The organism is Kosakonia pseudosacchari (genome assembly GCF_015167415.1).
GTDB classification, from domain to species: domain Bacteria; phylum Pseudomonadota; class Gammaproteobacteria; order Enterobacterales; family Enterobacteriaceae; genus Kosakonia; species Kosakonia pseudosacchari.
The window spans coordinates 2,573,380-2,599,702 of record NZ_CP063425.1 but is presented as its reverse complement, the minus strand read 5'-3'; the positions used below and the strand labels follow the sequence as shown (position 1 = coordinate 2,599,702).

The window sequence follows — 26,323 nt, the reverse complement described above, 5'->3', positions numbered from 1 at the left end:
GGTCTGTTATGAAACTACAGCAGCTTCGTTATATCGTCGAGGTGGTGAATCACAACCTCAACGTCTCTTCCACGGCGGAAGGGCTCTATACCTCTCAGCCTGGCATCAGTAAACAAGTTCGCATGCTGGAAGATGAACTCGGCATACAAATCTTCGCCCGCAGTGGCAAACACCTCACTCAGGTAACGCCCGCCGGACAGGAAATTATCCGCATTGCGCGTGAAGTATTGTCCAAAGTTGACGCAATTAAATCGGTGGCGGGGGAACACACCTGGCCGGATAAAGGCTCGCTGTATGTCGCTACCACGCATACACAAGCGCGATATGCACTGCCTAATGTGATTAAAGGGTTTATCGAACGTTATCCGCGCGTTTCATTACACATGCATCAGGGATCGCCAACACAGATTGCTGAAGCGGTTTCCAAAGGCAATGCTGATTTCGCCATCGCCACTGAGGCATTGCATCTTTACGATGATCTGGTCATGTTACCGTGCTACCACTGGAATCGCTCAATCGTGGTGACACCCGATCACCCGCTGGCGTCTAAGCAGTCCGTCAGTATCGATGAGCTGGCGCAATATCCGCTGGTGACGTACACCTTTGGCTTCACTGGACGCTCGGAGCTCGATACGGCGTTTAATCGTGCCGGGTTGACGCCACGAATTGTTTTTACCGCGACAGATGCGGACGTGATCAAAACGTATGTCAGACTGGGGCTGGGGGTAGGGGTTATTGCCAGCATGGCGGTGGATCCGATCTCCGATCCGGACCTTGTTAAGCTCGATGCGCATGAGATCTTCAGTCACAGCACCACAAAAATAGGTTTCCGTCGCAGCACCTTCCTGCGTAGTTATATGTATGATTTTATTCAGCGCTTCGCGCCGCATTTAACGCGCGATGTTGTCGATGCAGCTGTGGCGTTGCGTTCTAATGATGATATAGAAGCCATGTTTAAAGATATTAAGTTGCCGCAGAAATAATGCCGGAGGGTATCTTATCGCCCGAAAAGATACCCATAATGTCTCCTAAAGCCAAATTAGAATTATCTTCATCTTTAATACAATCACCTTTCAGGGTGATTGCCTTCACAATTTTAAAGCCGACACTGTCACTATTTAGCGACAAAAATAGAAACTAAATTGCCGCTCTGCAAATTTATTACTTCAATAATTTATTTCGGGTCAAAAGATTAAATATTTCTTTGGAATTGGTGAGTAAATTCACTGGATTTTCGGCTAAAGTTCTTTTAGGATTTGTCTCATCTCATGATTAATTACACCGATTGTTGGTACCCAAAATGATAAGTGATGTCGATTGTACGAGGTTAGCAATGCCATCAGGAAGTGAAGAGCCGCAAAGGGACCCTGAGCTGAAGCGTAAAGCCTGGCTGGCGGTATTTCTTGGCTCTGCCGTGTTTTGGGCAGTCGTTGCGTTATTGATCTGGAAATTCTGGGGTTAAAATGGCTATAGCAGGTCGATTCGAACCGGTTAAGCAAGTATGTCAGTTACATGACACGCCAGCTAAAGCGAAAAAGAAACCTGTGACCACTATTCCGGCTTCCTGGAAGCTGACGCCGCAGCAGCAAGCTTTTATTGACGCCTTCTCTGAAGACGACATCAAAAAACAATAAATATATCATCAGAATAAACATGGGAAATTATCCCGGCTATTCATTGATGCGTTCTTTTGTACTCTTTAATTAATACACAGCATAAATGAATTGAGTAATGACTCAGTTTTAATGAATAGATTTTCTGGTAATAAATTTATGAGTAATGATTGCGGAATGAAATATTGGTCATGGTTAGCCGCTTTTTCTGTTTCCATCCTTTTCTGGGGACAGATTGTCTGGGCTGCCCTTCGGTAATGAATTGAAAAACCTCGCATCTGCGAGGTTTTTTATTTCCATTCTCCTCAAAGATTTTCCCTTTTGTAGCAATTTTGGTTGTTATCAAAACGTTACGATATGTTTGTGTTATCTTTAATAACAGACCCTGAAGAGCATCAGGGTAAGCAATCCCTGTCATTAAGGAGGAGCACATGTCGTCAACCCTACGCGAAGCCAGTAAGGACACGTTGCAGGCAGAGAACAAAACTTATCACTACTACAGCTTGCCGCTGGCCGCTAAACAACTTGGGGATATCTCCCGGTTACCCAAGTCGCTAAAAGTTTTACTCGAAAATCTCCTGCGCTGGCAGGACGAGGAATCCGTCACTGAAGAAGATATCCGCGCCCTGGCCGGTTGGCTCAACAGTGCGCATGCCGATCGTGAAATCGCTTATCGCCCGGCAAGGGTCCTGATGCAGGACTTTACCGGTGTTCCCGCCGTCGTTGACTTAGCGGCGATGCGTGAAGCGGTAAAACGCCTGGGAGGCGATACCGCCAAAGTGAACCCGTTATCCCCGGTCGATCTGGTGATTGACCACTCTGTGACCGTTGACCACTTCGGCGACGATGACGCCTTCGAAGAGAACGTCCGCCTTGAAATGGAACGTAACCATGAGCGTTATGTTTTCCTGCGCTGGGGCCAGCAGGCGTTTAGCCGTTTCAGTGTGGTGCCGCCAGGGACAGGAATATGCCATCAGGTGAATCTCGAATACCTCGGCAAAGCAGTCTGGAGCGAATTACAGGATAAAGAGTGGGTTGCCTATCCGGACACACTTGTCGGCACCGATTCACACACCACCATGATTAATGGCCTCGGGGTGTTGGGCTGGGGTGTGGGGGGGATTGAAGCCGAAGCGGCGATGCTTGGGCAACCGGTCTCAATGCTGATCCCTGATGTCGTTGGGTTTAAACTGAGCGGTAAATTGCAGGAAGGGATCACGGCAACCGATCTGGTGTTGACGGTCACGCAGATGCTGCGCAAACACGGTGTTGTCGGTAAATTTGTTGAGTTTTACGGCGATGGCCTTGATTCGCTGCCGCTTGCCGACCGTGCCACCATTGCCAATATGGCTCCGGAATATGGCGCAACATGCGGCTTTTTCCCTATCGATGGCGTGACGCTTGATTATATGCGTTTGAGTGGTCGTAGCGAAGAGCAAGTTGCACTGGTTGAGGCTTATGCGAAAGCACAAGGTATGTGGCGCAACCCGGGCGATGAGCCCGTTTTTACCAGCACCCTTGAACTGAACATGCATGACGTTGAAGCGAGTCTCGCCGGGCCAAAACGTCCTCAGGATCGCGTTGCGCTGAGCGATGTGCCGAAAGCCTTTGCCGCCAGTTCAGAGCTTGAACTGAATACGGCGCAAAAAGATCGTAAACCGGTTGAATATGTATTGAACGGTCATAAATACGAATTGCCGGACGGGGCGGTAGTCATTTCTGCGATTACCTCCTGTACCAATACCTCGAACCCGAGTGTGTTAATGGCGGCCGGTTTGCTGGCGAAGAAAGCGGTGACGCTGGGGCTCAAACGCCAGCCATGGGTAAAAGCCTCGCTGGCGCCGGGTTCTAAAGTGGTTTCGGATTATCTGGCGCAGGCGCGATTAACGCCTTATCTGGATGAACTGGGCTTTAATCTTGTCGGTTACGGTTGTACCACCTGTATTGGTAACTCCGGGCCATTACCAGAGCCGATTGAACAGGCGATTCGTGAAGGAGATCTCACCGTTGGTGCGGTGCTTTCGGGTAACCGCAATTTCGAAGGGCGTATTCACCCCCTGGTAAAAACGAACTGGCTCGCTTCACCGCCGTTAGTGGTGGCTTATGCGCTGGCGGGCAATATGAATATCAACCTCGCTACCGACCCGCTCGGTCATGACCGCAAAGGTGATCCGGTCTATTTAAAAGATATCTGGCCAACCAGCAGTGAGATCGCGCGTGCGGTTGAGCAAGTCTCTACCGAGATGTTCCGCAAAGAGTATGCCGAGGTGTTTGAAGGCACGCCGGAGTGGAAGGCGATTGAAGTTGAGCGCTCCGATACTTATGGCTGGCAGAATGACTCGACTTACATCCGGTTATCGCCATTCTTTGACGATATGCAGGCGCAGCCAAAACCCGTGGAAGATATTCATGGCGCGCGGATCCTTGCCATGCTGGGGGATTCGGTCACCACCGACCATATTTCGCCAGCAGGCAGCATCAAAGCGGATAGCCCGGCAGGCCGCTATTTGCAAAGCCATGGCGTCGAACGCCGCGATTTTAACTCCTACGGTTCACGACGCGGCAACCATGAAGTGATGATGCGCGGGACATTCGCCAATATCCGTATTCGCAACGAAATGGTGCCGGGTGTAGAAGGTGGCATGACGCGTCATCTGCCGGGCAGTGAAGTGGTCTCTATTTATGATGCCGCTGTACGCTACCAGCAAGAGGGCACGCCGCTCGCGGTAATTGCCGGCAAAGAGTATGGTTCTGGCTCCAGCCGTGACTGGGCCGCGAAAGGGCCGCGCTTGCTGGGTGTTCGCGTAGTCATTGCGGAATCCTTTGAGCGTATTCACCGTTCCAACCTGATTGGCATGGGGATCCTGCCGCTTGAGTTTCCACAAGGTGTGACGCGAAAAACGCTGGCATTGACGGGGGAGGAAAAGCTGGACGTTGTCGATCTGCATAACATCACCCCGGGGGGAACCTTAGCCGTGACGTTAACTCGCGCTGATGGCAAACAGGAGACGCTGGCGTGCCGCTGTCGTATTGATACGGCGACGGAACTGACCTATTACCGCAACGATGGCATTCTGCATTACGTGATCCGTAATATGCTGAACTAAAAACAAAGGCCTGCATTTGCAGGCCTGTTTCATATCCGATGGGGCGCTTATTTCAGCAGATGCCCCATTTTTTCAGCTTTGGTATCCAGATAGTGCGCGTTTTTTGGGTTACGCCCGACGATCAGTGGGACGCGCTCCACAATGTTGATTCCCGCCTCGGTAAGGATCTCAACTTTTTTCGGATTATTGGTCAGCAGACGAACTTCGTCGACCGCCAGCAATTTGAACATATCCGCGCAAAGCGTGAAGTCTCGTTCATCGGCGGCAAAACCCAACTGATGGTTCGCTTCAACGGTATCATAGCCTTGATCCTGCAGCGCATACGCGCGGATTTTATTCAGCAAACCAATGTTACGACCTTCCTGACGATGATAAAGCAGTACGCCGCGACCTTCTTCTGCAATGTGATTAAGCGCTGCTTCAAGCTGAAAACCACAATCACAGCGCAGGCTGAACAGGGCATCGCCGGTCAGACACTCGGAGTGAACACGCGCCAGTACGGGCAGTTGCCCGGAAATATCACCGAAAACAAGGGCGACATGATCCTGCCCGGTTGCCAGTTCTTCAAAACCCACCATCAGGAAGTCGCCCCATGGGGTTGGCAGTTTGGCTTCTGCCACACGTTTAAGTTGCATGTGAATCTCCGGATTTTTAGTGGTGCACTACGCACCTTTAGCCTGATGGCCTTCTGTATAACCTCATTTTGCCACAATGCATTAAGCATCGCCTACTGGTGACCCACGCATTGCTGTTTAAACGCACAAATGCGCAGGTTTCAGCGGAAATGTTATTTTTCAGTTATATTGGTTCGCAAAATCAGAAGGAGAAAAGATGCTTTCTATTGCAAAGCGAACGACAGCGGGTGCAGCGATATTGTTGATAATGCCGCTGATAATGTGGGTTTCTGGCTGGAACTGGGAGCCGGGACAACCCCGCTGGTGGCTGCATTTTTTATACTGGTTAACAGAAACCGTTACCCAACCGTGGGGAATCATTACGCATGTCATATTGTGCGCGTGGTTTCTCTGGTGCCTGCGTTTTCGCATTAAAGCTGCGGTGATGCTGTTCGTCATTCTTGGCTGCGCGATTCTGGCAGGACAGGGGGTTAAATCCTTTGTCAAAGAGCGTGTTCAGGAGCCGCGACCTTTCGTCCTTTGGCTGGAAAAAACGCACGATGTTCAGGCCGAACAGTTCTACACTTTGAAGCGTAAGGAGCGGGGAGAGTTAGTGAAAAAACAACTCTCCAGCCAGCATGATATTCCTGGCTTTTTACGTAAACACTGGCAAAAAGAGACAGGTTTCGCTTTCCCTTCCGGACATACCATGTTTGCCGCAAGTTGGGCACTACTGGCCGTGGGGCTGCTGTGGCCACGCAGACGCACATGGACGATTGCTGTGCTGCTTGTGTGGGCGACAGGCGTGATGGGGAGCCGACTGCTGTTAGGCATGCACTGGCCGCGCGATTTGGTGGTTGCAACGTTGATATCCTGGTTGCTTGTGACGCTGGCGACCTGGCTTGCCCAGCGCATTTGCGGCCCGCTCACGCCGCCTGCGGAGGAAGTACCTGAAATCATTGCTCGCGATCAAGAGGGTTGATTTCCGCTGTTTCGCCCGCAAATCAGATTTTAACATCATGCATTTCCATTTCGCGCCGGGCGCTAAAATGGTAGTTTATAGGGCTGAATGCAGTCGTTGCATATAAATTCATCGCTCGGCAGCACATAACGGGACGTAATGTGAAATATTTACTCATTTTCTTACTGGTGTTAGCGATTTTTGTCGTGTCGATTACCCTTGGCGCGCAAAACGATCAGCAAGTCACGTTCAACTATTTGCTCGCACAGGGTGAATACAGGATTTCCACGCTGTTGGCCGTGCTGTTTGCTGCTGGTTTTATTATCGGCTGGCTGATTTGCGGCCTTTTCTGGCTACGCGTTCGCGTTTCTCTGGCGCGCGCCGAACGTAAAATCAAACGTCTTGAGCATCAGCTTACTCCTGCCACAAATGTTACGGTTACAACCGATTCAACGGCAGTGAAGGAATAATATTTTATGCTGGAGTTGTTGTTTCTGTTGTTACCTGTCGCGGCTGCCTACGGCTGGTATATGGGGCGCAGAAATGCTCAACAGACAAAACAGGATGAGGCTAACCGGCTGTCACGTGAATACGTCGCTGGGGTTAACCTTTTACTGAGTAATCAGCAAGATAAAGCGGTTGATCTGTTCCTCGACATGTTGAAAGAGGACACTGGCACCGTTGAAGCGCACCTCACTCTTGGCAACCTTTTCCGCTCTCGCGGCGAGGTTGACCGCGCGATTCGTATCCACCAAACACTAATGGAAAGTGCCTCGCTTTCTTATGATCAACGCCTGCTGGCAGTCCAGCAACTTGGGCGCGATTACATGGTCGCCGGAATGTACGATCGCGCGGAAGATATGTTTAACCAATTGGTGGATGAAACCGATTTTCGAGTCGGAGCGCTCCAGCAATTGCTGCAAATTTATCAGGCGACCAGCGAGTGGCAAAAAGCCATCGATGTCGCTGAGCGGTTGGTGAAACTCGGCAAGGATAAGCAGCGGGGCGAAATCGCACATTTCTACTGCGAGCTGGCGCTGCAGCAGATGGGTAATGAAGAGATGGATCGGGCGATGGCGTTGCTCAAAAAAGGCGCCGCCGCCGATCGCGATAGCCCGCGCGTCTCTATCATGATGGGCCGTGTGTTTATGGCCAATGGCGATTATGCAAAAGCGGTGGAAAGCCTGCTACGCGTTATCGATCAGGATAAAGAACTTGTCAGCGAAACGCTGGAAATGCTGCAAACCTGCTATCAGCAATTAGGTAAAAATGACGAATGGGCGGCATTTTTACAGCGTTGCGTGGAAGAAAACACCGGTGCGACTGCTGAATTGATGTTGGCAGATATTATGGAGCGTCGGGATGGACCTGACGCAGCGCAAAGCTATGTTACGCGACAACTGCAGCGGCATCCCACTATGCGCGTTTTCCATAAGCTGATGGATTACCACCTGAACGAAGCCGAAGAGGGCCGCGCCAAAGAAAGTCTGATGGTGCTGCGCGAAATGGTGGGCGAGCAGGTGCGCAGTAAACCCCGCTACCGTTGTCATAAATGTGGTTTTACTGCGTTTACCATGTACTGGCATTGCCCGTCTTGCCGGGCGTGGTCGACCGTTAAACCGATTCGCGGCCTCGACGGTCAGTAATTTTTAAAAACCTCTTTATTAGTTACAACATACTATTGATGTTTTTTAAGCATGCAGCATCTGCGCTGGTTTGTGTTTAGCAGCAAAAAATCGAACCTGTTATTTCCACGCGCTCGCGGGTAGAATGCTCGCCGTTTATTCTTCTCGCGCCTGAGCGGGTGCCCTCATTTCAGAAGGTCTGATCATGACGTCTACTGTTTTATCGACTTCCCGCACTGTTACTGCTTCTCCGGTTGTAGTAGCACTTGATTACGATAACCTCGACATGGCTATGGCGTTTGTTGACCGTATCGATCCCCGTGATTGCCGCCTGAAAGTGGGCAAAGAGATGTTCACGTTATTCGGGCCGCAACTGGTGCGCGATCTGCAACAGCGCGGTTTCGATATTTTTCTCGATTTGAAATTCCACGACATTCCGAACACCACAGCGCATGCTATTAAAGCCGCAGCTGATTTGGGCGTCTGGATGGTGAATGTCCATGCTTCCGGGGGCGCGCGAATGATGACAGCGGCAAAAGAGGCGCTACTCGCATTTGGCAAAGATGCGCCGTTACTGATTGCAGTAACCGTTCTGACCAGCATGGAAGCGAGTGATTTACAGGATCTTGGCATCAACGCAACACCTGCAGAGCATGCAGAGCGGTTGGCTCGCCTGACGCAGCAATGTGGCCTTGATGGCGTTGTTTGCTCCGCCCAGGAAGCGGTTCGTTTTAAAAACGCATTAGGCAAAGCGTTCAAACTGGTCACGCCAGGAATTCGCCCGGTTGGTAGCGAATCTGGCGATCAGCGTCGTATCATGACGCCGGAACAGGCGCTTGCTGCCGGTGTAGACTATATGGTGATTGGGCGTCCGGTTACGCAGTCTGCCGACCCGGCGAAAACCCTTAAAGCGATTAATGCATCGTTGGGTAGGGGGGAATAATGAACGATGATAACAGCCGTCTGGTCTATTCAACCGAAATCGGACGCATCGACGAACCTAAAGCGCAACATGCACGCCCGAAAGGTGATGGCACTGTACGTATCCAGCGTCAGACCAGCGGCCGCAAAGGCAAAGGCGTATGCCTGATCACGGGCATTGATGAAGATGATGAAGCACTGGCTAAGCTGGCCGCAGAATTAAAGAAAAAATGCGGCTGCGGTGGTTCGGTGAAAGATGGCATTATTGAGATCCAGGGTGATAAACGTGATTTACTGAAATCATTGCTGGAAGCCAAAGGGATGAAAGTGAAATTAGCGGGTGGTTAAGCCTGAAAACAGAAAGGCCGCGATAATTACCGCGGCCTTATTATTTACACTGTGAAACGTAGACCTGAAAAAGAAAGTATATTTATTTTTTTATAATCGCCGTTTAAATGACCAATTACTTACCAACCTGGTGACCGATGATACCGCCGACAGCTGCACCGCCCAGCGTACCAAGCGTGCTACCATCCGTCAGTACAGCACCACCAAGCGCACCCGCACCCGCACCGATTGCGGTATTACGATCGCGTTTAGACCAGTGACCACAAGCGCTCAGAGACATTGCCAGGGTAACTGCCAGTACTGCTGCGGCCATTTTTTTGCTTGTTAACATCATCATACTTTCTCCTGAATAATCGATTCACGGAAGAATGTTCTCTTTAAGTATAGTGCCTGTGAGCAGACCTAAAGAATTCCCGTGAAACCTTGCTGCGCAGGTGTAATTCAATCACGTCAGTGATAGTCACTTCCTGTTATATCGCTAATAATAATTTTACGCGCAGACTGATAACAAGACAGGTAAATAGTCTTAATCGAAACGTCAGAATAGTCTCAGATATGAGGGAGATAGCCCGCGATAGCGGGCTAATAGATCAGCGAAGCCCGCCAGTGTTGACGACATCGACAATCAGGCCTTTTTGTTGCAGTTGAAGATGTGCTTCCGGCTTAAGGGCTGAATCGGTGATCACCCGCTGAAAGCGTTCATCCGGGCCAAGCGTATAAGGATGAACAACGCCAAACTTGGAGCTATCGGTGAGCACAATCGCTTCGCTGCCTTTTTCCAGCACGGCATTCACTACGTCAGTACGCATCATATCGCGCCCGGTAAAACCCGTTTCTGGCTGCCAGCCATCAATCCCGATAAATGCTTTGCTGAAATGCACCTGTTGAATGTACTGGCGAGTCAGCGGGCCGACCATGCTTTCACTCTTTTTCTGATAAATACCGCCAAGCAGGATCACTTCACACAACGCTTCTTTGAGCAGATGGGCGATATAGCTGCTCACGGTGATAATGGTGATATCACGCTGTTCACCCAGTTTACGGGCGAGGAGGGCGTTGCTACTGCCATTTTCAATAAACACGGTTTCACCAGAACTGACCAGTGATGCCGCAAAATCAGCCAAATCGCGCTTCACGGTGTAGTTGTTCATCATCCGTGTTTCAACATCATCGCTGTCCAGCGGCACAGCAAAACCATGCGTACGGCGTAAATAGCTTTGTTTTTCGAGCGTATTCAGGTCCTGACGAATCGTGACTTCGGAAACCCCAGTCATACGCGCGAGGTCAGTAACGCTCATTTGGCCCTTTTCGATGACCGTCTGCAAAATAAGTTGTTGTCGGGAATTCATAGCCACATATTTCTAATAATGGTTTGGAGAAAGGGAATCGCCAGTACGCGCGTCGCATTCCCGGCTGTCGCGTAATGGCGAAAATAAGGGTAGTTAAATTTCCCAGGGCGTTTTCGGCGCGCCAGCAGAGGCCGCTTTATCGTTGTTATCGAGATCCAATAATTCCGCCTTCAAAATTTCCAGGTTACGAATGGCGGATTGATAATCCCCCGCAACCAGAATATCCAGAACGGTATCTATCCGGCCGGCAAGGTGTTTCACGTCGATGTCTGCCATACCTTCACCTTTATGTCGAAAAACGAATGAATTCAATGATGCAGAAAACAGTTTAAAAAGAGAAGGAAAAAAAGGAAATCTCAAAAACTTATAAGCGCCAATTATATATTCATTACGCAACAAAGAGCTGGCTCTGGCGGTGGATTAGTCTTGCAGTGCGCGCAACGCGCTTTTATTACCGGAGGATAAAGCAATGACGATTATCAACCAGACCACTTTAAAACTGTTTACTGACGATGAACGCTTTACACAGCTTTCTGGCTATTACGAGGAGGAGCGCCGCACCGTGTGGATGATGCTGCGCGCAAGGCCAAGACCATGCTTCAACCATGCATTAATTGAGGAGATCATGAATATTTCCTGGCTTGTCCGGCAAGCGGGATTTGCCGTTGATTTTTGGGTAACGGGATCGTTAGTTCCCGGCATGTTCAACACCGGGGGCGATCTACAATTTTTCGTTGATTGTATCAAGAATGGCCGACGCGAAGCCTTGCGCGCTTATGCCCGTGCCTGCGTGGATTGCGTTCACGCCGCGTCAAGAGGGTTTGACACCGGAGCCATCTCGCTGGCGATGGTCGAAGGTAGCGCGCTGGGAGGCGGTTTCGAAGCCGCGCTGGCGCACCATTTCGTGCTGGCGCAGCGCGACGCGCGGCTCGGTTTCCCGGAAATCGCCTTCAATCTTTTTCCCGGCATGGGCGCATACTCATTGGTGGCGCGCCGTTCGGGAATGAAACTGGCGGAAGAGTTGATCTACAAAGGAGAGTCGCATGCCGCAGAGTGGTATGCAGCGCAAGGGCTGGTGGATGTCTCTTTCGAGTCCGGGCAGGGATTTCTTGCGACACGCACCTTTATCGATACCCTGCAACCCCGGTTGAACGGCGTGCGGGCGATGCTGCGTGCCCGCCAGCGTGTTTTACAGTTACCCCGTAGTGAACTGATGGATATTACCGAAGACTGGGTGGACTCGGCTTTCTGTCTGCAACCCAAAGATATTGCTTATATGGAACGTTTAGTCCTGTTACAGGATCGTCACGCTGCGGTGTCGCTTAAAGCGGGCTAACGCGATTTACGAGCCTGATAACGTCTGAACCATCGCTCGAATACGGCAGCGGGCATCGGTTTAGCAAATAAAAAACCCTGCCGTTCATTGACGCCATTCTTTGTAAGAAAGGCGTCTTCTTTTGCATTCTCGACACCTTCAGCAATCACCTGCAAATTAAGCGCCTGTGCAACGGCGACAATCGCCCGCACCAGTGATTGTGAGACGGGCTGTTTATGTACTTCGCGGACAAAAGATTGATCAAGTTTGATAGCGTCCAGCGGAAAACGCGCCAGTTGTGAAAGGGAAGAGTAACCTGTGCCGAAGTCATCAAGATGCACCTGCGCGCCCAGGGCACTGAACTGCTGAATAACCGACAAAGCCAGCTCCTCGTTTTCAATCAAGCAGCTCTCGGTCAACTCCACATCGATGGGGCAATATTCAAATTTAAGATCCAGTAGCGCTTGTTTCAGATCGCTGAAAATCGTCTGATCCGCCAGCTGTCGCGCCGAAACATTCACCGCAACGCGCACAAAAATGCCTTTATCGCGCCATTTCGCCACCTGGCGCACCACATCCAGCATTACCCAGCGCCCCAGCGGCACAATCAAGCCTGACTCTTCAGCATACGAGATAAAGTCCAGCGGCGGGATCAGACCGCGTTCCGGCGATTGCCAGCGTACCAGCGCCTCAAGGCTGCGCACTTCTCCGCGCCAGGTGATCTTCGGCTGGTAGTGGATCACCAGTTGCTCTTTTTCCAGCGCCTTACGCAGATTGGTATCGAGCCATAAATATTCGAATACGCGTTGATTCATTTCTGGCGAGAAGACACAAAATTTGCCGCGTCCACTCTCTTTCGCGGTATACATCGCTGTGTCGGCGTTACGGATCACGCTTTCGCGATCATTACCGTGCTGTGGGGCCAGTGAAATGCCCAGCGAGCAGCCGGTGTAAACTTCAATAAGGCCGATACGGAAAGGTTGCCGTAAACGGGTCAGAATGCGCGATGCCATCGCTTCCAGCAGGCTTTGCGAGGTGTCTGTCGCCAGTACGATAAACTCATCGCCGCCGAGCCTGGCAAGTACCTGGCCTTCTTCCAGACAACTCAATATGGCCAGCGCGACCGCCTGCAAGAGTTGATCGCCGAACATATGACCATAGGCATCATTTACTTTTTTAAAGTTATCCAGGTCAAGGTAGACAACACCGACTTGCGTTTCCCCGCGCGCGCTTATCGCATCGCTAATCAACTCATGAATAGCGTTGCGATTGGGTAAACCGGTCACAGTGTCGGTATTGGCGAGCACCCGCAATCGCTCTTGCGCACGCCGCTCTTCGGTAATATCCGTACCGGAGCAGATGAGGTAAATTTCATTTTTACCGCTGCCGCTGTGAACAAACTTATTGCGAAACAGAAATAACCGCTGGCCTTTACGGGTTTTCACCCAGCGTTCAACTTCATACGGCGTACCGTCACGGAAAAAACCACTGATGTTGCGCTTTGAGGCCACCGCTTCGCTGCGGCTCATAAACAGTTTAAAAACGTTTTGCCCGATGACCTCTTGCTCTTTCATGCCGGTGTACTCTTCGCTCAGGCGATTAAAACGCTGAATATTGCCGTGCTTATCGAGGATCACTATCACTGAGTTCGCTTCGGAAACAACTTGCTCTGCGAAGGAGAGGCCTTGCATCAGATCGCGGGCCACTGACTTTGTATCGTGCCAGGCCGATGCGCTACCGGCCCATGCTTTGCGGGATATTTTTCTGCCGACAAGGTGTACCGCAACATCCTCACCGAATAAAGAGATGTGCATAGAGAGGCTGGACGTGATGACCGTCATTTCGCGGATCCGCGCGGCTTGTTCGTCGCTCAATGCAACAACCTGGCTGACATCGGCGTTTTCGTCCGGAGCAAAGTGCAGTGCGTTACTGTCGGCGGTTAAACGCCAAAAGGGGCTTGTCGAACCCAGATAGCGAAACAGCAGGTTCTGTTCCTGAAAGTCTTTCATGCAATCTCCCAACCCACATAAAAGCGCAACGGGTACACAATTTATTGACGGATAACCGCCTTTTTAAAGGGGGTAATCAGGCATGAACGTGTTGTTTCTTCTTGGTATGTTTTGTTAAACCCCGGCCTGATATAGAAAAAACTCTGTAATAAATAGCATAAAGCCGCAGTAAACAAACAGTTGCCTGAGGTTTTATTGTGGTCGGTTTTGCAGGATTGTGGGAAGAATTCAGAAAAAAATGCGCGTGGTATCGCAACAGCGATGTGGCGCTTTCCGGGGCCGGAAAGCGCCATGATTAAAAACGTTACAGTACCGGGCGGGCAATAACGCTGCGGGTTTCCATCCGGACTTCCGCAATCGTGACATCAATAACGTCTGTCACTTTAAAGACGGTTTCACCTTTAATTTGCACGGTGCCATTTTCCTGGCTGCACACCAGCTCGTCGCGCACCGCATGAATAAACGGAGCCGGAATAAAGGCAACGGCACCATTATCCACCAGACGTACGCGCATACCGCCGCGGCTGACATCAATAATTTCTGCCGCAAAACGGGTTTCGGTACCGGCTTTGTTTTGCAGGAAGCGAGCGTAGAGCCAGTCGCCGACATCGCGTTCCGCCATGCGGTTCAGGCGACGGCGCTCAGACATTTGCACAGTGGCATCGTCCTGCGGGCGCTTCGGTGTTTCGCCTTTGATAATCGCTTTCAGCAGGCGATGGTTGATCATGTCGCCGTACTTACGGATAGGCGAGGTCCAGGTCGCGTATGCTTCGAGGCCAAGACCAAAATGCGGGCCCGGTTCAACGCTGATTTCCGCGAAGGACTGGAATCGGCGAATGCGGCTATCGAGGAAGCCTGAAGGCTGCGCGTCCAGCTCGCGACGCAATTTGCAGAAACCTTCCAGCGTCAGCACTTCTTCGGCATCAACGTGCATACCATGGGTTTTCAGCATCGCGGCCAGTTGTTCGCTGTTCGCCGGGTCGAAACCGAGGTGTACGTTATAAATGCCAAAACCGAGCTTGTCGCGCAGTACGCGTGCGGCGCAGATATTGGCGGCAATCATTGATTCTTCAACGATGCGGTTAGCAATGCGGCGTGGCTCGGCGACGATATCCAGCACTTCGCCTTTATCGCCAAGCACAAAGCGGTAATCCGGGCGGTCTTTAAAGACCAGCGCGTGATTCTGGCGCCATTGGGCGCGCAGCTGGCTAACGCGCTGCAGCAGGCGGATCTGCCCGGCGATCGCATCGTTTGTCGGTTGCCAGTTGCCGGTATTTTCCAGCCAGTCGGACACATCGTCATAAGCCAGTTTGGCTTTCGATTCGATGGTCGCCGCGAAAAACTCGATATTGTCTTTGATAGCGCCGTCGGCATCCAGCGTCATGCGGCAAACGAGCGCCGGACGCACTTCGTTCGCGCGCAGCGAGCAAAGATCGTCAGAGAGTTCACGCGGCAACATCGGGATATTGAAACCCGGCAGATAGTTGGTGAAGGCGCGGATCTTCGCGGCCTCGTCGAGCTTACTGCCTTCGGCAATCCAGGCTGTAGGATCGGCGATTGCCACGGTCAGTTGCAGTTCGCCTTCGGCAGTCTCTGCAACATACAGCGCATCGTCCATATCTTCGGTACTGGCGCTGTCGATGGTGACAAAATCCAGCGCGGTTAAATCCACGCGCTGCAGGCCGTCATCCAGCATCCCGGTCGCCACGCCATTTGGCGCTTCTTTTTCCAGATTGTGACGCGCCAGTGTGACCCACCACGGCACAAAGTGGTCTTCGGCGAAGGTAATGAACTGCGTCAGTTCAGCGTAGAAACCGCGATCGCCTTTCAGCGGGTGACGACGCATTTCAGCGACAGCCCAGTCGCCTTCTTTGAAATCATGCTCAACGCCACGGGCGGCGCGGCAGGGGATGGCATCTTTTAGCAACGGATGATCCGGCACAATAGAGAGGCGATCGTCTTTCTTTTGCACTTTGCCAACAAAACGGGTCAAGAATGGCTCGACCAGCTCTTCAGGCTCCGCGCTTTCACGGTCTTTATCGCTGTGGATGACGGCAATAATCTTGTCGCCGTGCATCACTTTCTTCATCTGCGGTGGCGGAATGAAGTAGCTTTTTTGCGCGTCGACTTCCAGAAATCCAAAGCCTTTTTCAGTGCCTTTTACAACACCTTCCGCACGCGGAGTTTGGGAATGAAGTTGCTGTTTAAGCTGCGCTAGCAGCGGGTTGTCCTGGAGCATAATTATGTATTTTCGTGGCTAAAAGAGCGGCTGACAGTTTTACGCGATTCTTCCTGTTGCGGCAAGCGCTGTTTCAGCAAAATCATGCTGTGCAATCGGCGGCAAGAGTACTTGCGCTGCGCTATATCAGCCTGTGGTTACACGCTTTGCCCGAGAGCGATATGCAGTCGGTTTAACCAGCCGTGCAGCGCACAAGCGACAAGCAAACTCATTGCCGCCTGGCGGCTGTAGCCTTGTTCCTCAAGCTGTAAAAATTGCGCGGGGCTAAACCTGTCCGGTGCGCAGGTAAGCATCTGAACCGCTTGCACCAGGGCGCTCTCTTTGTTTTTTCCCGCCAGCACACGATTGAGCTCGCGGCTGCCCGCGCGCAGCGCCTGCACCAGGACTTCATCGTCGCCGTCATGTTGTACACGTTGGCTAAAACAACTCGTGCTGCCGTTAATGCGCGCGGTGTAGGCAGCCACCAGCCAGCTCTGCTGTTTATTAGGGCTGGTTTTAGCCACCTGTTCGCTCATTTCGCCCAACTCATTGAGCAGCAGATGTTCATGCGCTAACAAAGGGGCAAGCAGGCGTAATTCCGGCAGCGGTTGCCAGCGCGCTAATGACTCCATTTGCGGAGCATTCGCGATACGTAAATCGACAATATCAATGCCGGGCTGCCATTCAGTAAGGGTATCGCTAAAAAGTGCGGCATCTGCTTCTTGCTGGGTTTCCATGCCGGGGATAAATCGCACGGGCTGGCCGAGCGATGCCTGAAGGACGGCGACAACGCGCGCCTGAAAAGCAACAAAGCCGATAATCTGATTGATGATAACCAGGTCATACAGCGTTAACCCTACGTCTTCCAGCTGTTGTCGCGCACGTGCGTCGATAACCGAGGGAGAGGCGGCAAGTTGCCGCGCATGTTGGGTAATTTGTGCCAGGCGGTAGTTGCTCTCCCGTGACGAGTCCGGGCCGGATAACGGCGCCAGTCGCGCGGCGTAGTGGTTACATAAGCGTTGAACGCCGAATACCTGCGCCGCCGTCAGGGCGGTGCTGAGCCGATCATAGGCGCTGAAGGTGCGTAAACGGCTGGTGCTTACGCGCTGCGGAAATAACAGGGCATAGAGTTTTCGTGCGGGCGAAACAATGCCGTCAAGGTCGGTTTTTTGTTTTTCCGGCAGGGCGAGGTCGAGCAGAAAAGGGTCGTTTACTGTGGCCGCTTCGGGAACTAACGGTAGCGCATGTGCCCGGCTGGCACTCGACTGGGTTTCATGATACCAGTGGCTTTTGCCTTCAATCCGGCGTTGTTCCATGGTCGTTCCTTGGTCTGAAAGTGGCGATCCGGATACGACGGCATATCATTGTCGCCGGATCTTTTTTGCTGCTTAATCCTGGCGTAATGAAGGAGAGGGATGAAAGATTGTTAGGTGATAATAAATATCAGAATGGCATATCGAAAAACGCCCCTTCAGGAGAAGGGGCGGTGAGGATTATTTAATTTCCAGCTCGTTCATGGCAGCGATATTGAAACCACCGTCCACATGAACCACTTCACCGGAGATACCGGCAGAGAGGTCGGAGCACAGGAACGCGGCGGAGTTACCCACGTCCTCGATGGTCACAGTACGGCGAATCGGGGTAACGGCTTCGCAGTGCGCCAGCATTTTACGGAAATCTTTAATGCCGGAGGCGGCCAGCGTACGGATCGGACCGGCGGAGATACCGTTAACGCGCACGCCTTCCGGACCCATAGCGTTCGCCATATAGCGGACGTTTGCTTCCAGAGAAGCTTTTGCCAGACCCATTACGTTGTAGTTCGGGATCGCACGCTCAGCGCCCAGATAAGAGAGCGTCAGCAGCGCTGAACCCGGGTTCAGCATTTCGCGGCAGGCTTTCGCCAGCGCCACAAAGCTGTAGGAGCTGATATCGTGGGCGATTTTAAAGCCTTCGCGGGTTACCGCGTTCACGTAGTCGCCATCCAGCTGATCGCCCGGTGCGAAACCGATGGAGTGAACGAAACCGTCAAACTTCGGCCAGCTTTTCGCCAGATCGGTGAACAGGGCGTCGATGCTCTCATCTTTAGCGACATCACATTCCAGAACGATGCTGGAACCCAGCTGGGCGGCAAACTCTTCAACGCGGCCTTTCAGCTTGTCGTTCTGGTAGGTGAATGCCAGCTCAGCGCCTTCGCGGTGCATAGCCTGTGCGATGCCGTATGCGATGGACAGTTTGCTGGCAACGCCAGTTACCAGAATGCGCTTACCGGAAAGAAAACCCATAGCTCTAATCCTTATATTCATTGTTGTGGCGAGCGCCATCATGTGGGGCGATCGTCGTTAAAACGCGGCGATTCTATCATGAGTCGCCGGATGAGTTAATCCGACCACTGAAACTATTGAATCAGCGGTCTTTTCGCCAGGCATCGGCTGTTAACGCTTCGCCAAAATGCCCGGCTATTAAACGTTTTGTTAAATCATGCAGCGGCGAGGCGAGCACATCGGCAGTGCTGCCGCGCTCAACAACTTCACCCTGGTGCATAACCAAAACCTGATCGCTGATATGTTTCATCATGCCAATGTGCTGGGTGACATAAATATAAGAGATACCCTGTTTTTCCTGTAATTCCAGCATCAGATTAATTAACTGCGAACGCATCGACATATCCAGTGACGCCAGCGCTTCGTCAGCAATAATCACCTTAGGACGCAGGATTAATGCGCGCGCCAGCCCCAGGCGCTGTTTTTGGCCCGGTGCCAGCATATAGGGGTAATAACTGACATGATCCGGCAACAGGCCGACCATACGCAGCGTCTCCAGAATACGCTTCTGGCGGACTTCCGGCTCCAGATCTGTGTTCAGGCGCAACGGGAAATCGAGGATTTGCGACAGGCGCTGGCGCGGGTTCAGCGAGGTGGTCGGATCCTGGAAAATCATGCGAATGTGCTGGCTGCGAAAGGTGTAATCGCCGTAATGCAACGGTTTATCGTCAATCACCAGTTCGCCGGATGAAGGTTCGACCATCCCGGCCAGCATTTTCGCCAGCGTCGATTTACCGGAACCGTTCTCACCAATAATCGCCAGCGTCTGTTTTTCCCGCAGGGTGAAACTCAGCGGTTTCACCGCTTCAACAGTCTGGCGGCGGAACCAGCCGGTACGATAACGGAAGGTTTTGCTCAGATTGCGCACTTCAAGCAAGGTTTCGACCATCTCACTCACTCTCCATATTCAACGGGAAATGGCAGGCGAAGAGATGATTTCTTGCACCGGCTAACCGCGGCGTTTCCACACATTTACGTTGGGCGTAAGGGCAGCGAGGTCCCAGGCGGCAGCCGATCGGCAACTGCTCCAGCAACGGAATAGCGCCAGGCATGGTATTCAGGCGGCTTTTATGCGGCATTGCGCTGCCGAAATCCGGGATCGCGCGAATCAACGCCTGCGTATAGGGGTGATGCGGTGTTGCGATCAACTCTTCACTCGGCGCGGTCTCCACGGTCTGGCCGCAATACATCACATTGATGCGATCGGCCCATTTGCTCAGCATCTGCAAATCATGGCTGATCAACATAATGGTGGTGTTGTTGTTCTGATTGAGCCTGTCGAGCAGGCGAAAAATTTGCGCCTGGGTGGTCGGTTCCATCGCGTTCGTCGGTTCATCGGCAATCAGCAACCGCGGCTGGTTGGCCAGCGCGATAGCAATCATCACTTTCTGGCATTCACCTTCAGTCAGCTCATAAGGAAAGCTGCGCATCGCATCTTTGTGATCTTTAATGCCAACACGATGCAGCAGTTCAATGGCGCGGCGCTTACGCCAGCCAAAACGCTGCCACAAACTGCCTTTCCACGTCCAGCCGGGGATGTTCTGCATCAGCTGTTTGCCCACGCGCTCGGAGGGGTCGAGACAGGATTGCGGTTCCTGGAAAATCATCGATACGTTGTGGCCCAGCAGCTTGCGGCGCTCGCGTGCGGAGAGCCGCAGCAGATCGATATCATCGAAGCGCATACGGTCTGCGGTAACGCGCCAGTTGTCTTTGGTAACGCCACAAATCGCTTTAGCAATCAGGCTCTTGCCAGAGCCAGACTCGCCAACCAGCCCACGAATTTCACCTTCTGCCAGCGTCAGGCTGACGCGATCGACGGCTTTTACCCAATCCTCACCGGTTTTCACTTCGATGGTGAGATTACGAATATCAAGAAGCGGCATTATTCCACCCCCGCTGTGATCGCGCGGCGAATCCCGTCGCCAAGAATATTCACCAGCAACACGCTCACCATAATTGCCGCGCCCGGCAGCATGACCGTCCACGGCGCTACATAAATCAGCTCCAGTGCGTCACCGAGCATCGCTCCCCATTCCGGAGACGGGAGTTGCGCGCCCAGGTCGAGAAAACCGAGTGCGGCGATATCAAGGATCGCCATCGACAGCGCGCGAGTAATTTCTGTCACCATGCCTGCGGTAATGTTTGGCAGCACGGCAAACCACAGAATATTCATGGTGGACGCGCCATCGAGCCGCGCGGCGACCACATACTCTTTTTCCAGCTCGTCATGCACCATGCTGTAAACCGAACGCACCATGCGCGGCAGCAGCGCCAGCCAGACGGCAAACATCGCGTGGGAGAGATGCGGACCTGCGAACGCCACCACAATAATCGCCAGCAGCAGTGTAGGGAGCGACAGCAGGGTATCGAGAATATGGTTCAGCACCGCCGAGCGCAGGCCGTGAGTACAACCGGCGAAAACGCCAAGCGCCAGCCCGCAAAGCGTTGCCGCAAGTGTAACGATAAAGGCACCGCCCACCGTTGGCGCTGCACCGCTCAGCAAACGGCTTAAAACATCGCGCCCCAAATCATCCGTACCAAGGAAAAACGAAACATCGCCATAGCGCGACCATGAGGGGGGCAATAACTGATAACCGAGGAATTGCTGGTCAATGCCGTAAGGGGCAAACCAGTGACCGAAAATACACAGCAGCAGCAATGCGCCGCAGCCATACAGGCCGATCATCGCGGTGGTATCGCCATAAAATTTGCGCCACGCGGTTCGCAGCGCGCCTGGCGGGCGTTTTTCGCTGTAGACGCTATCGTAAGGCATACCATTCCTTATGTTTCAACGGATTAGCCAGTGCGCCGAGGATATCGGACAGCACGTTCACAATAATAACCAGTGAGCCTACCACCATTACACCTGCGGAAATCGCCGCATAATCCTGCTGGCGAATCGCATTAATCAACCAGCGTCCCAGTCCTGGCCAACTGAACACCATTTCGGTGATCATCGCCAGTGTCAGCATGGTCGAAAATTGCAGGCCGAGACGGGGAATAACCGGCGGCAGGGCGTTATGCAAAACATGGCGGCGCAGAATCGTGAGCCGCGAAAGGCCGCGCGTCGCTGCCGCTTTAATATAGTTTTTATCAAATACCTCGATAGTACTGATGCGCATCAGACGAATAACTTCGGTGGTCGGTGCCACCGCCAGCGTTAACACTGGCAACACGACATGTCGTAAGGCGCTGATAATCATCTCTTCGCGCCACGGCGAATCGGAGAGCCAGGCATCAATCAGCGAAAAACCGGTCACGGTTTTGACTTCGTAAAGCAGATCAAAACGACCAGACACCGGCAGCCAGCCTAAATTCAGCGAGAAAAACAGGGTCAGGAGCAGCGCCAGCCAGAACACCGGGATTGAAAAGCCCAGCAGCGCAAAGGCGCTGATCATTTTATCCTGCCACTTGCCGCGCATCACACCCGCCAGCATGCCGACCGGGATACCCACCAATAATGCTGAGCCAAACGCCAGCAGGCACAGCTCCATGGTGGCAGGAAACACCTCTTTAAGCTGTTCTGAAATTAACTGGCCATTAATGCTGGAAACGCCGAAATCCCAGTGCAGCAAACCGTTAAACCAGAATACCCAGGCATTCCACAACGACGCGCCCTGAAGCGGGGCGTGGGGCGTAAAATAGCTCAGGCTAAAGCCAACAAACGTCAGTAAAAAAAGCGTGACCAGCAGCAGTAACAGGCGGCGCAGGGTAAAGATAATCATGGTGGCGAAACCTCTTGTTTTTCCCGCGAAACACCGGCAAAGGAGGCGCTACCAAACGGGCTCAGCACCAGGCCTTTAATGTCATAGCGATACGCCTGCAAACGCAGGGAAGAGGCCAGCGGCAACACCGGCAATTCGCGCGCCAGTATCTGTTGAGCCTCGTCATAATCATCAATACGGGCGGCAAGCTGCTGTGAAGCCAGCGCTTTTTGTAACACCTCGTCGAATTCACGGTTGCACCAGTGCGCGAAGTTCGTCTGCGAGTTGATTGCCGCGCAACTGAGCATCGGGCGGAAGAAACTGTCCGGATCGTTACTGTCTGTTGCCCAGCCGGCAAGGGTTAAATCGTGATTCATATCCATCAGCCGCGCTTCCTGGAAACGGCCTTCCACCGGGACAATAATCACTTTTACACCGACCTGCGCCATATCTGCCTGAATCAGCTCGGCGGTTTTCAACGGGCTTGGGTTCCACGCCTGTGAACTGGTTGGTACCCACAATTGCAGGGTCAGATTTTCCAGCCCCAGCGCTTTCAGGCGTTCGCGGGCCTGCGCCGGATCGTACTCGGTGATCTTCGCTTCGTTATCATAAGCCCAGGAGGCGCGCGGCAATATTGAGGCGGCCGTTTCAGCGGTGCCGTAGTAAATCGACTGCATCAGACGCTGATTATTGATGGCCAGCGCCAGCGCATGGCGCACTTCCGGGTTATTCAGCGGCGGTTTGTTGGTGTTAAACGCCAGGTAGGCAATGTTCATACCCGGGCGCAGTGTAAGTCGTAAACGCGGGTCATCGCGCAAAATCGTTAACTGACTGGCGGCAGGCCAGGCCAGCACATCGCACTCACCGGTTAACAACTTAGACAAACGCCCGGTGCCACCGGAGCCGAGATCGACCACCACTTGCTGCATCAACGGCTCACCACGCCAGAACTTTTCGTGACGTTGTAACCGAATATATTGCCCGGCACGGTATTCATCCAGTCGATAAGGCCCGGTGCCGACCGGTTGTCGATCAAGCAACTCCTGGTGATCGCTTTTCTCTAACTGGGCGGCGTATTCCGCCGACATTACCGAAGCATAGTGTGTCGCCAGATGCCATAAAAAGGAGGCATCCGGTTTTTTCAGGCGGAATTCAACCGTGTGGTTATCCAGCTTGCGAACACTGTCGACAGAATCGGCAAACTGCAAGCTGTCGAAATAGGGGAAGTTACCGCCGTTGACGTTATGCCACGGATGATTGCGCGAGAAAATGCGCTGGAAGGTAAAAACCACATCATCGGCGTTCAGTGCGCGGTGCGGCGTAAACCAGGCTGTTTTTTGGAATGCCACACCGTCGCGCAGGCGAAAGCGGTAAGTCGCGCCGTTATCGAGCACTTCCCAGCTTTCCGCCAGCTCCGGAACCAGCCGGTAGGTATAAGGATCAACATCCAGCAAGCGATCATAAAGCTGCGCTGCCAGCGTATCGACAATCAGGCCGCTGCTGACTTTTTGCGGGTTAAAGGTATCGACCTGGCCATTGACACAATAGACAAAGCCGCTGTCGCGAATATCCGCTTGCTCAGAAAGCGGTGTCGCCGCTTGCACAAAACCTGTCGCCAGGCTTGCGGTCAATAGCAGGGAAGAGAAAACCAGACGCATGATTTTTTCAACGATTTTAAATTCATGTGCAAAGTGTATCGCACTTGCCATGGCTTCGTACAAATGTCTGCTTACGACTGCTGTTATTGTCGGCGATTTCAGCTTATTTGGTGCTTTTTGAGCAGCGCGCGCAGTTGGTGGTAGGTGAGCCCGAGCAACTCCGCCGCGCGTTTTTGGTTAAATTTCGCCTGCTGCAGGCTGGTTTGCAGCAACGCTTTTTCTTGATCGAACTGGAATTGGCGTAAATCCAGCGGCAACGCCGGTAACTCTGCCGCTTCCCGCTCAGTTTGTGGTTGGCTGGTGATGTCACGGTTGAAAGGATCAAGGATGATGTCGTCAAGCGGCGTATCGCTGCTGCCGTGGCGGTAAACCGAGCGCTCCACCACGTTTTTGAGTTCGCGGATATTGCCAGGCCATGAATAGCCCATCAGTACGTCGCGCGCGCGATCGGTAAAACCGGGGAAGAGCGGCAATTTCAGTTCCCGACACATCTGAATCGCAAAATGATCCGCCATCAGCATGATGTCGCTCTGGCGTTGGCGAAGCGGTGGCAGAAGCACAACATCAAAGGCCAGCCGGTCGAGCAAATCCGCGCGAAATGTGCCGTCCTGTACCATTTGCGGTAGATCGGCGTTAGTGGCGCAAACCAGCCGGACATTGACCTGTAACGGCTGGCTTCCGCCGACGCGCTCCAGCTCGCCATATTCAATCACCCGCAGCAACTTTTCCTGCACCAGCATTGGCGCGGTAGCCAGTTCATCAAGAAACAGCGTTCCGCCACCGGCACGTTCAAACCGGCCCGGATGGCGCTTTTGCGCACCAGTGAACGCGCCCGCTTCATGGCCGAAAAGTTCGGTATCAAGCAGGTTTTCATTCAGTGCCGCGCAGTTAAGCGAAATGAACGGTCCTTGCCAGCGCGAAGAGAGAAAGTGCAAACGGTTTGCGATCAGCTCCTTACCCGTACCACGTTCACCAATGATCAGCACCGGCTTATCGATTGGCGCGAGGCGCGAAACCTGTTCCAGCACTTCAATAAAGCTGTTGGCCTCGCCGAGCAAGTTATCCTTTTGTTCCGACATGATGAAATTCGCCACTAGTTAGTGATATTAACTACTCTAGACTAAGTTATCGTTGCGGTAAAACTATTCATCTGCTTTATATTCAATAAGATAAAAAGTTGGCACGGTGTTTGTAATAGTCCAGCAGCAGGGCTGAGCCCGATTACAGAAATCAAGAGGAACAGATTATGGGTATTTTTTCTCGTTTTGCCGACATCGTGAACGCCAACATCAATTCACTGCTGGAAAAAGCCGAAGATCCGCAAAAGCTGGTACGTCTGATGATCCAGGAGATGGAAGATACGCTGGTGGAGGTTCGTTCGACTTCAGCGCGTGCGCTGGCGGAGAAAAAACAGCTGACGCGTCGCATTGAGCAAGCGAGTGCGCAGCAGGCCGAGTGGCAGGAGAAAGCCGAGCTGGCGCTGCGTAAAGATAAAGACGATCTGGCGCGTGCCGCGCTGATTGAAAAGCAAAAACTGACAGCGCTGATTGAAACGCTTGAGCAGGAAGTGACCCTGGTAGATGAAAGCCTGACGCGGATGAAAAAAGAGATCGGCGAGCTGGAAAATAAACTCAGCGAAACCCGCGCCCGCCAGCAGGCATTAACGTTACGCCACCAGGCGGCCAGCTCATCGCGCGATGTCCGTCGTCAGCTCGACAGCGGCAAACTGGATGAAGCGATGGCGCGCTTTGAATCGTTCGAGCGTCGTATCGACCAGATGGAAGCTGAAGCGGAAAGCCATGGCTTTGGTAAGCAAAAATCGCTGGATCAGCAATTTGCAGAACTGCGTGCCGATGACGAAATCAGCGAGCAACTGGCGCAGTTGAAAGCCAAAATGAAACAAGACAACGAATAATAATAACGGCGGCATCAGAAGATGCCGCTCCTCATCCGCTGTAAGGAGTACACATGAGCACGCTGTTTCTGGCTATACCCCTGACCCTTTTCATTCTGTTTGTGTTGCCAGTCTGGTTATGGCTGCATTACAACAATCGCACTTCACGCGGCGAGCTTAACCAGAACGAGCAGCAGCGCTTACTTCAGCTTTCCGAAGAGGCCGCGAGAATGCGTGAACGTATTCAGGCGCTGGAAGATATTCTTGATGCTGAGCACCCGAACTGGAGAGACCGCTAATGGCAACCCTCGATCTTAATAAAAAGTTATGGCGCATCCCGCAGCGCGGAAAAATCGGTGGTGTCTGCGCGGGCATCGCGCAGTATCTGGATATTCGCGTCAAAGTCGTGCGTATTCTCGCCATTCTGGCGATGTTTTTCGGGCTGTTTTTCTTTGTTGTGGCGGCGTATATCGTGCTGTTTTTTGTGCTTGATCCGCTGCCGGACAATTATGCCGAGAGCGAAAAGGTACCGAGCAGCAGCGAATTACTGGATGCGGTAGACGCACAACTTGCCGCGGGAGAAACCCGTTTGCGCCAGATGGAGCGTTATGTCACGTCAGACACGTTCTCGCTGCGCAGCCGTTTCCGTCAGTTATAGGAGCAAAA

Annotated in this window: 28 protein-coding genes; 14 read left to right on the top strand and 14 right to left on the bottom strand. The window is 52.6% G+C overall.

The window, feature by feature from the left end:
• Window positions 1–8: 8 nt before the first annotated feature.
• The 5 genes from cysB to acnA all read left to right on the top strand — a co-directional run bounded on the left by cysB (window position 9) and on the right by acnA (window position 4,720).
• Window positions 9–983 carry an HTH-type transcriptional regulator CysB gene (gene cysB, locus IP581_RS12170; RefSeq protein ID WP_193820495.1) on the top strand — a complete coding sequence of 325 codons (975 nt, stop codon included), beginning with the start codon at window positions 9–11 and terminating at the stop codon, window positions 981–983.
• Between the two features lie 317 nt (window positions 984–1,300).
• Window positions 1,301–1,462, top strand: coding sequence for a YmiA family putative membrane protein (locus IP581_RS12165; RefSeq protein ID WP_082071763.1), 162 nt, complete (start codon window positions 1,301–1,303; stop codon window positions 1,460–1,462).
• Between the two features lies 1 nt (window position 1,463).
• Window positions 1,464–1,634, top strand: coding sequence for a hypothetical protein (locus IP581_RS12160; RefSeq protein WP_193820494.1), 171 nt, complete (start codon window positions 1,464–1,466; stop codon window positions 1,632–1,634).
• Between the two features lie 138 nt (window positions 1,635–1,772).
• Window positions 1,773–1,871, top strand: coding sequence for a small membrane protein YmiC (ymiC, locus tag IP581_RS23905; RefSeq protein ID WP_228007861.1), 99 nt, complete (start codon window positions 1,773–1,775; stop codon window positions 1,869–1,871).
• A gap of 173 nt (window positions 1,872–2,044) precedes the next feature.
• Window positions 2,045–4,720 carry an aconitate hydratase AcnA gene (acnA, locus tag IP581_RS12155; protein ID WP_193820493.1) on the top strand — a complete coding sequence of 892 codons (2,676 nt, stop codon included), beginning with the start codon at window positions 2,045–2,047 and terminating at the stop codon, window positions 4,718–4,720.
• A 47-nt stretch (window positions 4,721–4,767) separates the two neighbouring features.
• Here acnA and ribA read toward each other — a convergent pair whose 3' ends face one another.
• Complete coding sequence (gene ribA / locus IP581_RS12150; protein ID WP_016495874.1) at window positions 4,768–5,355, bottom strand: GTP cyclohydrolase II; 588 nt, start codon at window positions 5,353–5,355, stop codon at window positions 4,768–4,770.
• Between the two features lie 196 nt (window positions 5,356–5,551).
• Between ribA and pgpB the strand changes: the two genes are divergently transcribed.
• The 5 genes from pgpB to yciH all read left to right on the top strand — a co-directional run bounded on the left by pgpB (window position 5,552) and on the right by yciH (window position 9,189).
• Entirely contained in the window at window positions 5,552–6,316 is a 765-nt protein-coding gene (gene pgpB / locus IP581_RS12145; protein ID WP_193820492.1) for a phosphatidylglycerophosphatase B, read from the top strand.
• 140 nt (window positions 6,317–6,456) lie between these two features.
• The gene (locus tag IP581_RS12140; protein WP_086868689.1) at window positions 6,457–6,765 is read left to right on the top strand and encodes a LapA family protein; all 309 of its coding nucleotides are present in this window, start codon (window positions 6,457–6,459) and stop codon (window positions 6,763–6,765) included.
• 6 nt (window positions 6,766–6,771) lie between these two features.
• Window positions 6,772–7,941, top strand: coding sequence for a lipopolysaccharide assembly protein LapB (lapB, locus tag IP581_RS12135; RefSeq protein ID WP_193820491.1), 1,170 nt, complete (start codon window positions 6,772–6,774; stop codon window positions 7,939–7,941).
• Between the two features lie 184 nt (window positions 7,942–8,125).
• Window positions 8,126–8,863, top strand: coding sequence for an orotidine-5'-phosphate decarboxylase (pyrF, locus tag IP581_RS12130; RefSeq protein ID WP_193820490.1), 738 nt, complete (start codon window positions 8,126–8,128; stop codon window positions 8,861–8,863).
• A complete protein-coding gene (yciH, locus tag IP581_RS12125; RefSeq protein WP_193820489.1) occupies window positions 8,863–9,189 on the top strand; it encodes a stress response translation initiation inhibitor YciH in 327 nt (108 codons plus the stop codon). Before pyrF ends, yciH begins: the two co-directional genes overlap by 1 nt.
• A 115-nt stretch (window positions 9,190–9,304) precedes the next feature.
• On the opposite strand, the gene osmB is transcribed toward yciH, so the two are convergent.
• The 3 genes from osmB to yciZ all read right to left on the bottom strand — a co-directional run bounded on the left by osmB (window position 9,305) and on the right by yciZ (window position 10,814).
• The gene (gene osmB / locus IP581_RS12120) at window positions 9,305–9,523 is read right to left on the bottom strand and encodes an osmotically-inducible lipoprotein OsmB (RefSeq protein ID WP_025263597.1); all 219 of its coding nucleotides are present in this window, start codon (window positions 9,521–9,523) and stop codon (window positions 9,305–9,307) included.
• Between the two features lie 256 nt (window positions 9,524–9,779).
• A complete protein-coding gene (gene yciT, locus IP581_RS12115; RefSeq protein WP_193820488.1) occupies window positions 9,780–10,538 on the bottom strand; it encodes a DNA-binding transcriptional regulator YciT in 759 nt (252 codons plus the stop codon).
• 93 nt (window positions 10,539–10,631) lie between these two features.
• Window positions 10,632–10,814, bottom strand: a complete 183-nt coding sequence (gene yciZ / locus IP581_RS12110) for a protein YciZ/DeoL (protein WP_086868697.1) — start codon at window positions 10,812–10,814, stop codon at window positions 10,632–10,634.
• A gap of 193 nt (window positions 10,815–11,007) precedes the next feature.
• On the opposite strand from yciZ, the gene IP581_RS12105 reads away from it, so the two are divergent.
• Entirely contained in the window at window positions 11,008–11,874 is an 867-nt protein-coding gene (locus tag IP581_RS12105) for a crotonase/enoyl-CoA hydratase family protein (RefSeq protein ID WP_086868699.1), read from the top strand.
• Here IP581_RS12105 and pdeR read toward each other — a convergent pair.
• The 10 genes from pdeR to pspF form a co-directional block, all read right to left on the bottom strand.
• A complete protein-coding gene (gene pdeR / locus IP581_RS12100; protein WP_193820487.1) occupies window positions 11,871–13,862 on the bottom strand; it encodes a cyclic di-GMP phosphodiesterase in 1,992 nt (663 codons plus the stop codon). The genes IP581_RS12105 and pdeR overlap by 4 nt on opposite strands.
• Before the next feature lie 304 nt (window positions 13,863–14,166).
• A complete protein-coding gene (locus IP581_RS12095) occupies window positions 14,167–16,101 on the bottom strand; it encodes an exoribonuclease II (protein ID WP_193820486.1) in 1,935 nt (644 codons plus the stop codon).
• Window positions 16,102–16,238: 137 nt separating this feature from the next.
• Complete coding sequence (locus IP581_RS12090) at window positions 16,239–17,396, bottom strand: CMD domain-containing protein (protein ID WP_193820485.1); 1,158 nt, start codon at window positions 17,394–17,396, stop codon at window positions 16,239–16,241.
• 177 nt (window positions 17,397–17,573) lie between these two features.
• Entirely contained in the window at window positions 17,574–18,362 is a 789-nt protein-coding gene (fabI, locus tag IP581_RS12085; protein ID WP_086868710.1) for an enoyl-ACP reductase FabI, read from the bottom strand.
• A 121-nt stretch (window positions 18,363–18,483) separates the two neighbouring features.
• Window positions 18,484–19,290, bottom strand: a complete 807-nt coding sequence (gene sapF / locus IP581_RS12080) for a putrescine export ABC transporter ATP-binding protein SapF (RefSeq protein WP_016495888.1) — start codon at window positions 19,288–19,290, stop codon at window positions 18,484–18,486.
• A gap of 1 nt (window position 19,291) precedes the next feature.
• A complete protein-coding gene (gene sapD / locus IP581_RS12075; protein WP_086868714.1) occupies window positions 19,292–20,284 on the bottom strand; it encodes a putrescine export ABC transporter ATP-binding protein SapD in 993 nt (330 codons plus the stop codon).
• On the bottom strand, window positions 20,284–21,174 hold the full coding sequence (gene sapC / locus IP581_RS12070) for a putrescine export ABC transporter permease SapC (protein ID WP_086868716.1): 891 nt from the start codon (window positions 21,172–21,174) through the stop codon (window positions 20,284–20,286). Before sapC ends, sapD begins: the two co-directional genes overlap by 1 nt.
• A complete protein-coding gene (sapB, locus tag IP581_RS12065; protein WP_097401092.1) occupies window positions 21,161–22,126 on the bottom strand; it encodes a putrescine export ABC transporter permease SapB in 966 nt (321 codons plus the stop codon). Before sapB ends, sapC begins: the two co-directional genes overlap by 14 nt.
• Window positions 22,123–23,763, bottom strand: coding sequence for an ABC transporter substrate-binding protein SapA (gene sapA, locus IP581_RS12060; protein ID WP_193822687.1), 1,641 nt, complete (start codon window positions 23,761–23,763; stop codon window positions 22,123–22,125). The genes sapB and sapA overlap by 4 nt, the downstream gene beginning before the upstream one ends.
• Window positions 23,764–23,861: 98 nt before the next feature.
• On the bottom strand, window positions 23,862–24,842 hold the full coding sequence (gene pspF, locus IP581_RS12055) for a phage shock protein operon transcriptional activator (protein ID WP_193820484.1): 981 nt from the start codon (window positions 24,840–24,842) through the stop codon (window positions 23,862–23,864).
• 167 nt (window positions 24,843–25,009) lie between these two features.
• Here pspF and pspA point away from each other — a divergent pair, with 167 nt between their 5' ends.
• From pspA to pspC, 3 genes are read left to right on the top strand one after another with little or no spacing between them, the layout of a single operon-like run.
• The gene (gene pspA / locus IP581_RS12050; protein ID WP_016495894.1) at window positions 25,010–25,678 is read left to right on the top strand and encodes a phage shock protein PspA; all 669 of its coding nucleotides are present in this window, start codon (window positions 25,010–25,012) and stop codon (window positions 25,676–25,678) included.
• A 53-nt stretch (window positions 25,679–25,731) separates the two neighbouring features.
• Complete coding sequence (gene pspB, locus IP581_RS12045) at window positions 25,732–25,956, top strand: envelope stress response membrane protein PspB (RefSeq protein ID WP_086868720.1); 225 nt, start codon at window positions 25,732–25,734, stop codon at window positions 25,954–25,956.
• Window positions 25,956–26,315 carry an envelope stress response membrane protein PspC gene (gene pspC, locus IP581_RS12040; protein ID WP_086868722.1) on the top strand — a complete coding sequence of 120 codons (360 nt, stop codon included), beginning with the start codon at window positions 25,956–25,958 and terminating at the stop codon, window positions 26,313–26,315. The genes pspB and pspC overlap by 1 nt, the downstream gene beginning before the upstream one ends.
• The last annotated feature ends 8 nt before the right edge of the window (window positions 26,316–26,323 follow it).

Bases quoted from the DNA above. Each gene is read 5' to 3' on its own strand.
- cysB (WP_193820495.1), top strand. From the start codon at position 9: ATGAAACTACAGCAGCTTCGTTATATCGTCGAGGTGGTGAATCACAAC.
- IP581_RS12165 (WP_082071763.1), top strand. From the start codon at position 1,301: ATGATAAGTGATGTCGATTGTACGAGGTTAGCAATGCCATCAGGAAGT.
- IP581_RS12160 (WP_193820494.1), top strand. From the start codon at position 1,464: ATGGCTATAGCAGGTCGATTCGAACCGGTTAAGCAAGTATGTCAGTTA.
- ymiC (WP_228007861.1), top strand. From the start codon at position 1,773: ATGAGTAATGATTGCGGAATGAAATATTGGTCATGGTTAGCCGCTTTT.
- acnA (WP_193820493.1), top strand. From the start codon at position 2,045: ATGTCGTCAACCCTACGCGAAGCCAGTAAGGACACGTTGCAGGCAGAG.
- ribA (WP_016495874.1), bottom strand. From the start codon at position 5,355: ATGCAACTTAAACGTGTGGCAGAAGCCAAACTGCCAACCCCATGGGGC.
- pgpB (WP_193820492.1), top strand. From the start codon at position 5,552: ATGCTTTCTATTGCAAAGCGAACGACAGCGGGTGCAGCGATATTGTTG.
- lapB (WP_193820491.1), top strand. From the start codon at position 6,772: ATGCTGGAGTTGTTGTTTCTGTTGTTACCTGTCGCGGCTGCCTACGGC.
- pyrF (WP_193820490.1), top strand. From the start codon at position 8,126: ATGACGTCTACTGTTTTATCGACTTCCCGCACTGTTACTGCTTCTCCG.
- yciH (WP_193820489.1), top strand. From the start codon at position 8,863: ATGAACGATGATAACAGCCGTCTGGTCTATTCAACCGAAATCGGACGC.
- osmB (WP_025263597.1), bottom strand. From the start codon at position 9,523: ATGATGTTAACAAGCAAAAAAATGGCCGCAGCAGTACTGGCAGTTACC.
- yciT (WP_193820488.1), bottom strand. From the start codon at position 10,538: ATGAATTCCCGACAACAACTTATTTTGCAGACGGTCATCGAAAAGGGC.
- yciZ (WP_086868697.1), bottom strand. From the start codon at position 10,814: ATGGCAGACATCGACGTGAAACACCTTGCCGGCCGGATAGATACCGTT.
- IP581_RS12105 (WP_086868699.1), top strand. From the start codon at position 11,008: ATGACGATTATCAACCAGACCACTTTAAAACTGTTTACTGACGATGAA.
- pdeR (WP_193820487.1), bottom strand. From the start codon at position 13,862: ATGAAAGACTTTCAGGAACAGAACCTGCTGTTTCGCTATCTGGGTTCG.
- IP581_RS12095 (WP_193820486.1), bottom strand. From the start codon at position 16,101: ATGCTCCAGGACAACCCGCTGCTAGCGCAGCTTAAACAGCAACTTCAT.
- IP581_RS12090 (WP_193820485.1), bottom strand. From the start codon at position 17,396: ATGGAACAACGCCGGATTGAAGGCAAAAGCCACTGGTATCATGAAACC.
- fabI (WP_086868710.1), bottom strand. From the start codon at position 18,362: ATGGGTTTTCTTTCCGGTAAGCGCATTCTGGTAACTGGCGTTGCCAGC.
- sapF (WP_016495888.1), bottom strand. From the start codon at position 19,290: ATGGTCGAAACCTTGCTTGAAGTGCGCAATCTGAGCAAAACCTTCCGT.
- sapD (WP_086868714.1), bottom strand. From the start codon at position 20,284: ATGCCGCTTCTTGATATTCGTAATCTCACCATCGAAGTGAAAACCGGT.
- sapC (WP_086868716.1), bottom strand. From the start codon at position 21,174: ATGCCTTACGATAGCGTCTACAGCGAAAAACGCCCGCCAGGCGCGCTG.
- sapB (WP_097401092.1), bottom strand. From the start codon at position 22,126: ATGATTATCTTTACCCTGCGCCGCCTGTTACTGCTGCTGGTCACGCTT.
- sapA (WP_193822687.1), bottom strand. From the start codon at position 23,763: ATGCGTCTGGTTTTCTCTTCCCTGCTATTGACCGCAAGCCTGGCGACA.
- pspF (WP_193820484.1), bottom strand. From the start codon at position 24,842: ATGTCGGAACAAAAGGATAACTTGCTCGGCGAGGCCAACAGCTTTATT.
- pspA (WP_016495894.1), top strand. From the start codon at position 25,010: ATGGGTATTTTTTCTCGTTTTGCCGACATCGTGAACGCCAACATCAAT.
- pspB (WP_086868720.1), top strand. From the start codon at position 25,732: ATGAGCACGCTGTTTCTGGCTATACCCCTGACCCTTTTCATTCTGTTT.
- pspC (WP_086868722.1), top strand. From the start codon at position 25,956: ATGGCAACCCTCGATCTTAATAAAAAGTTATGGCGCATCCCGCAGCGC.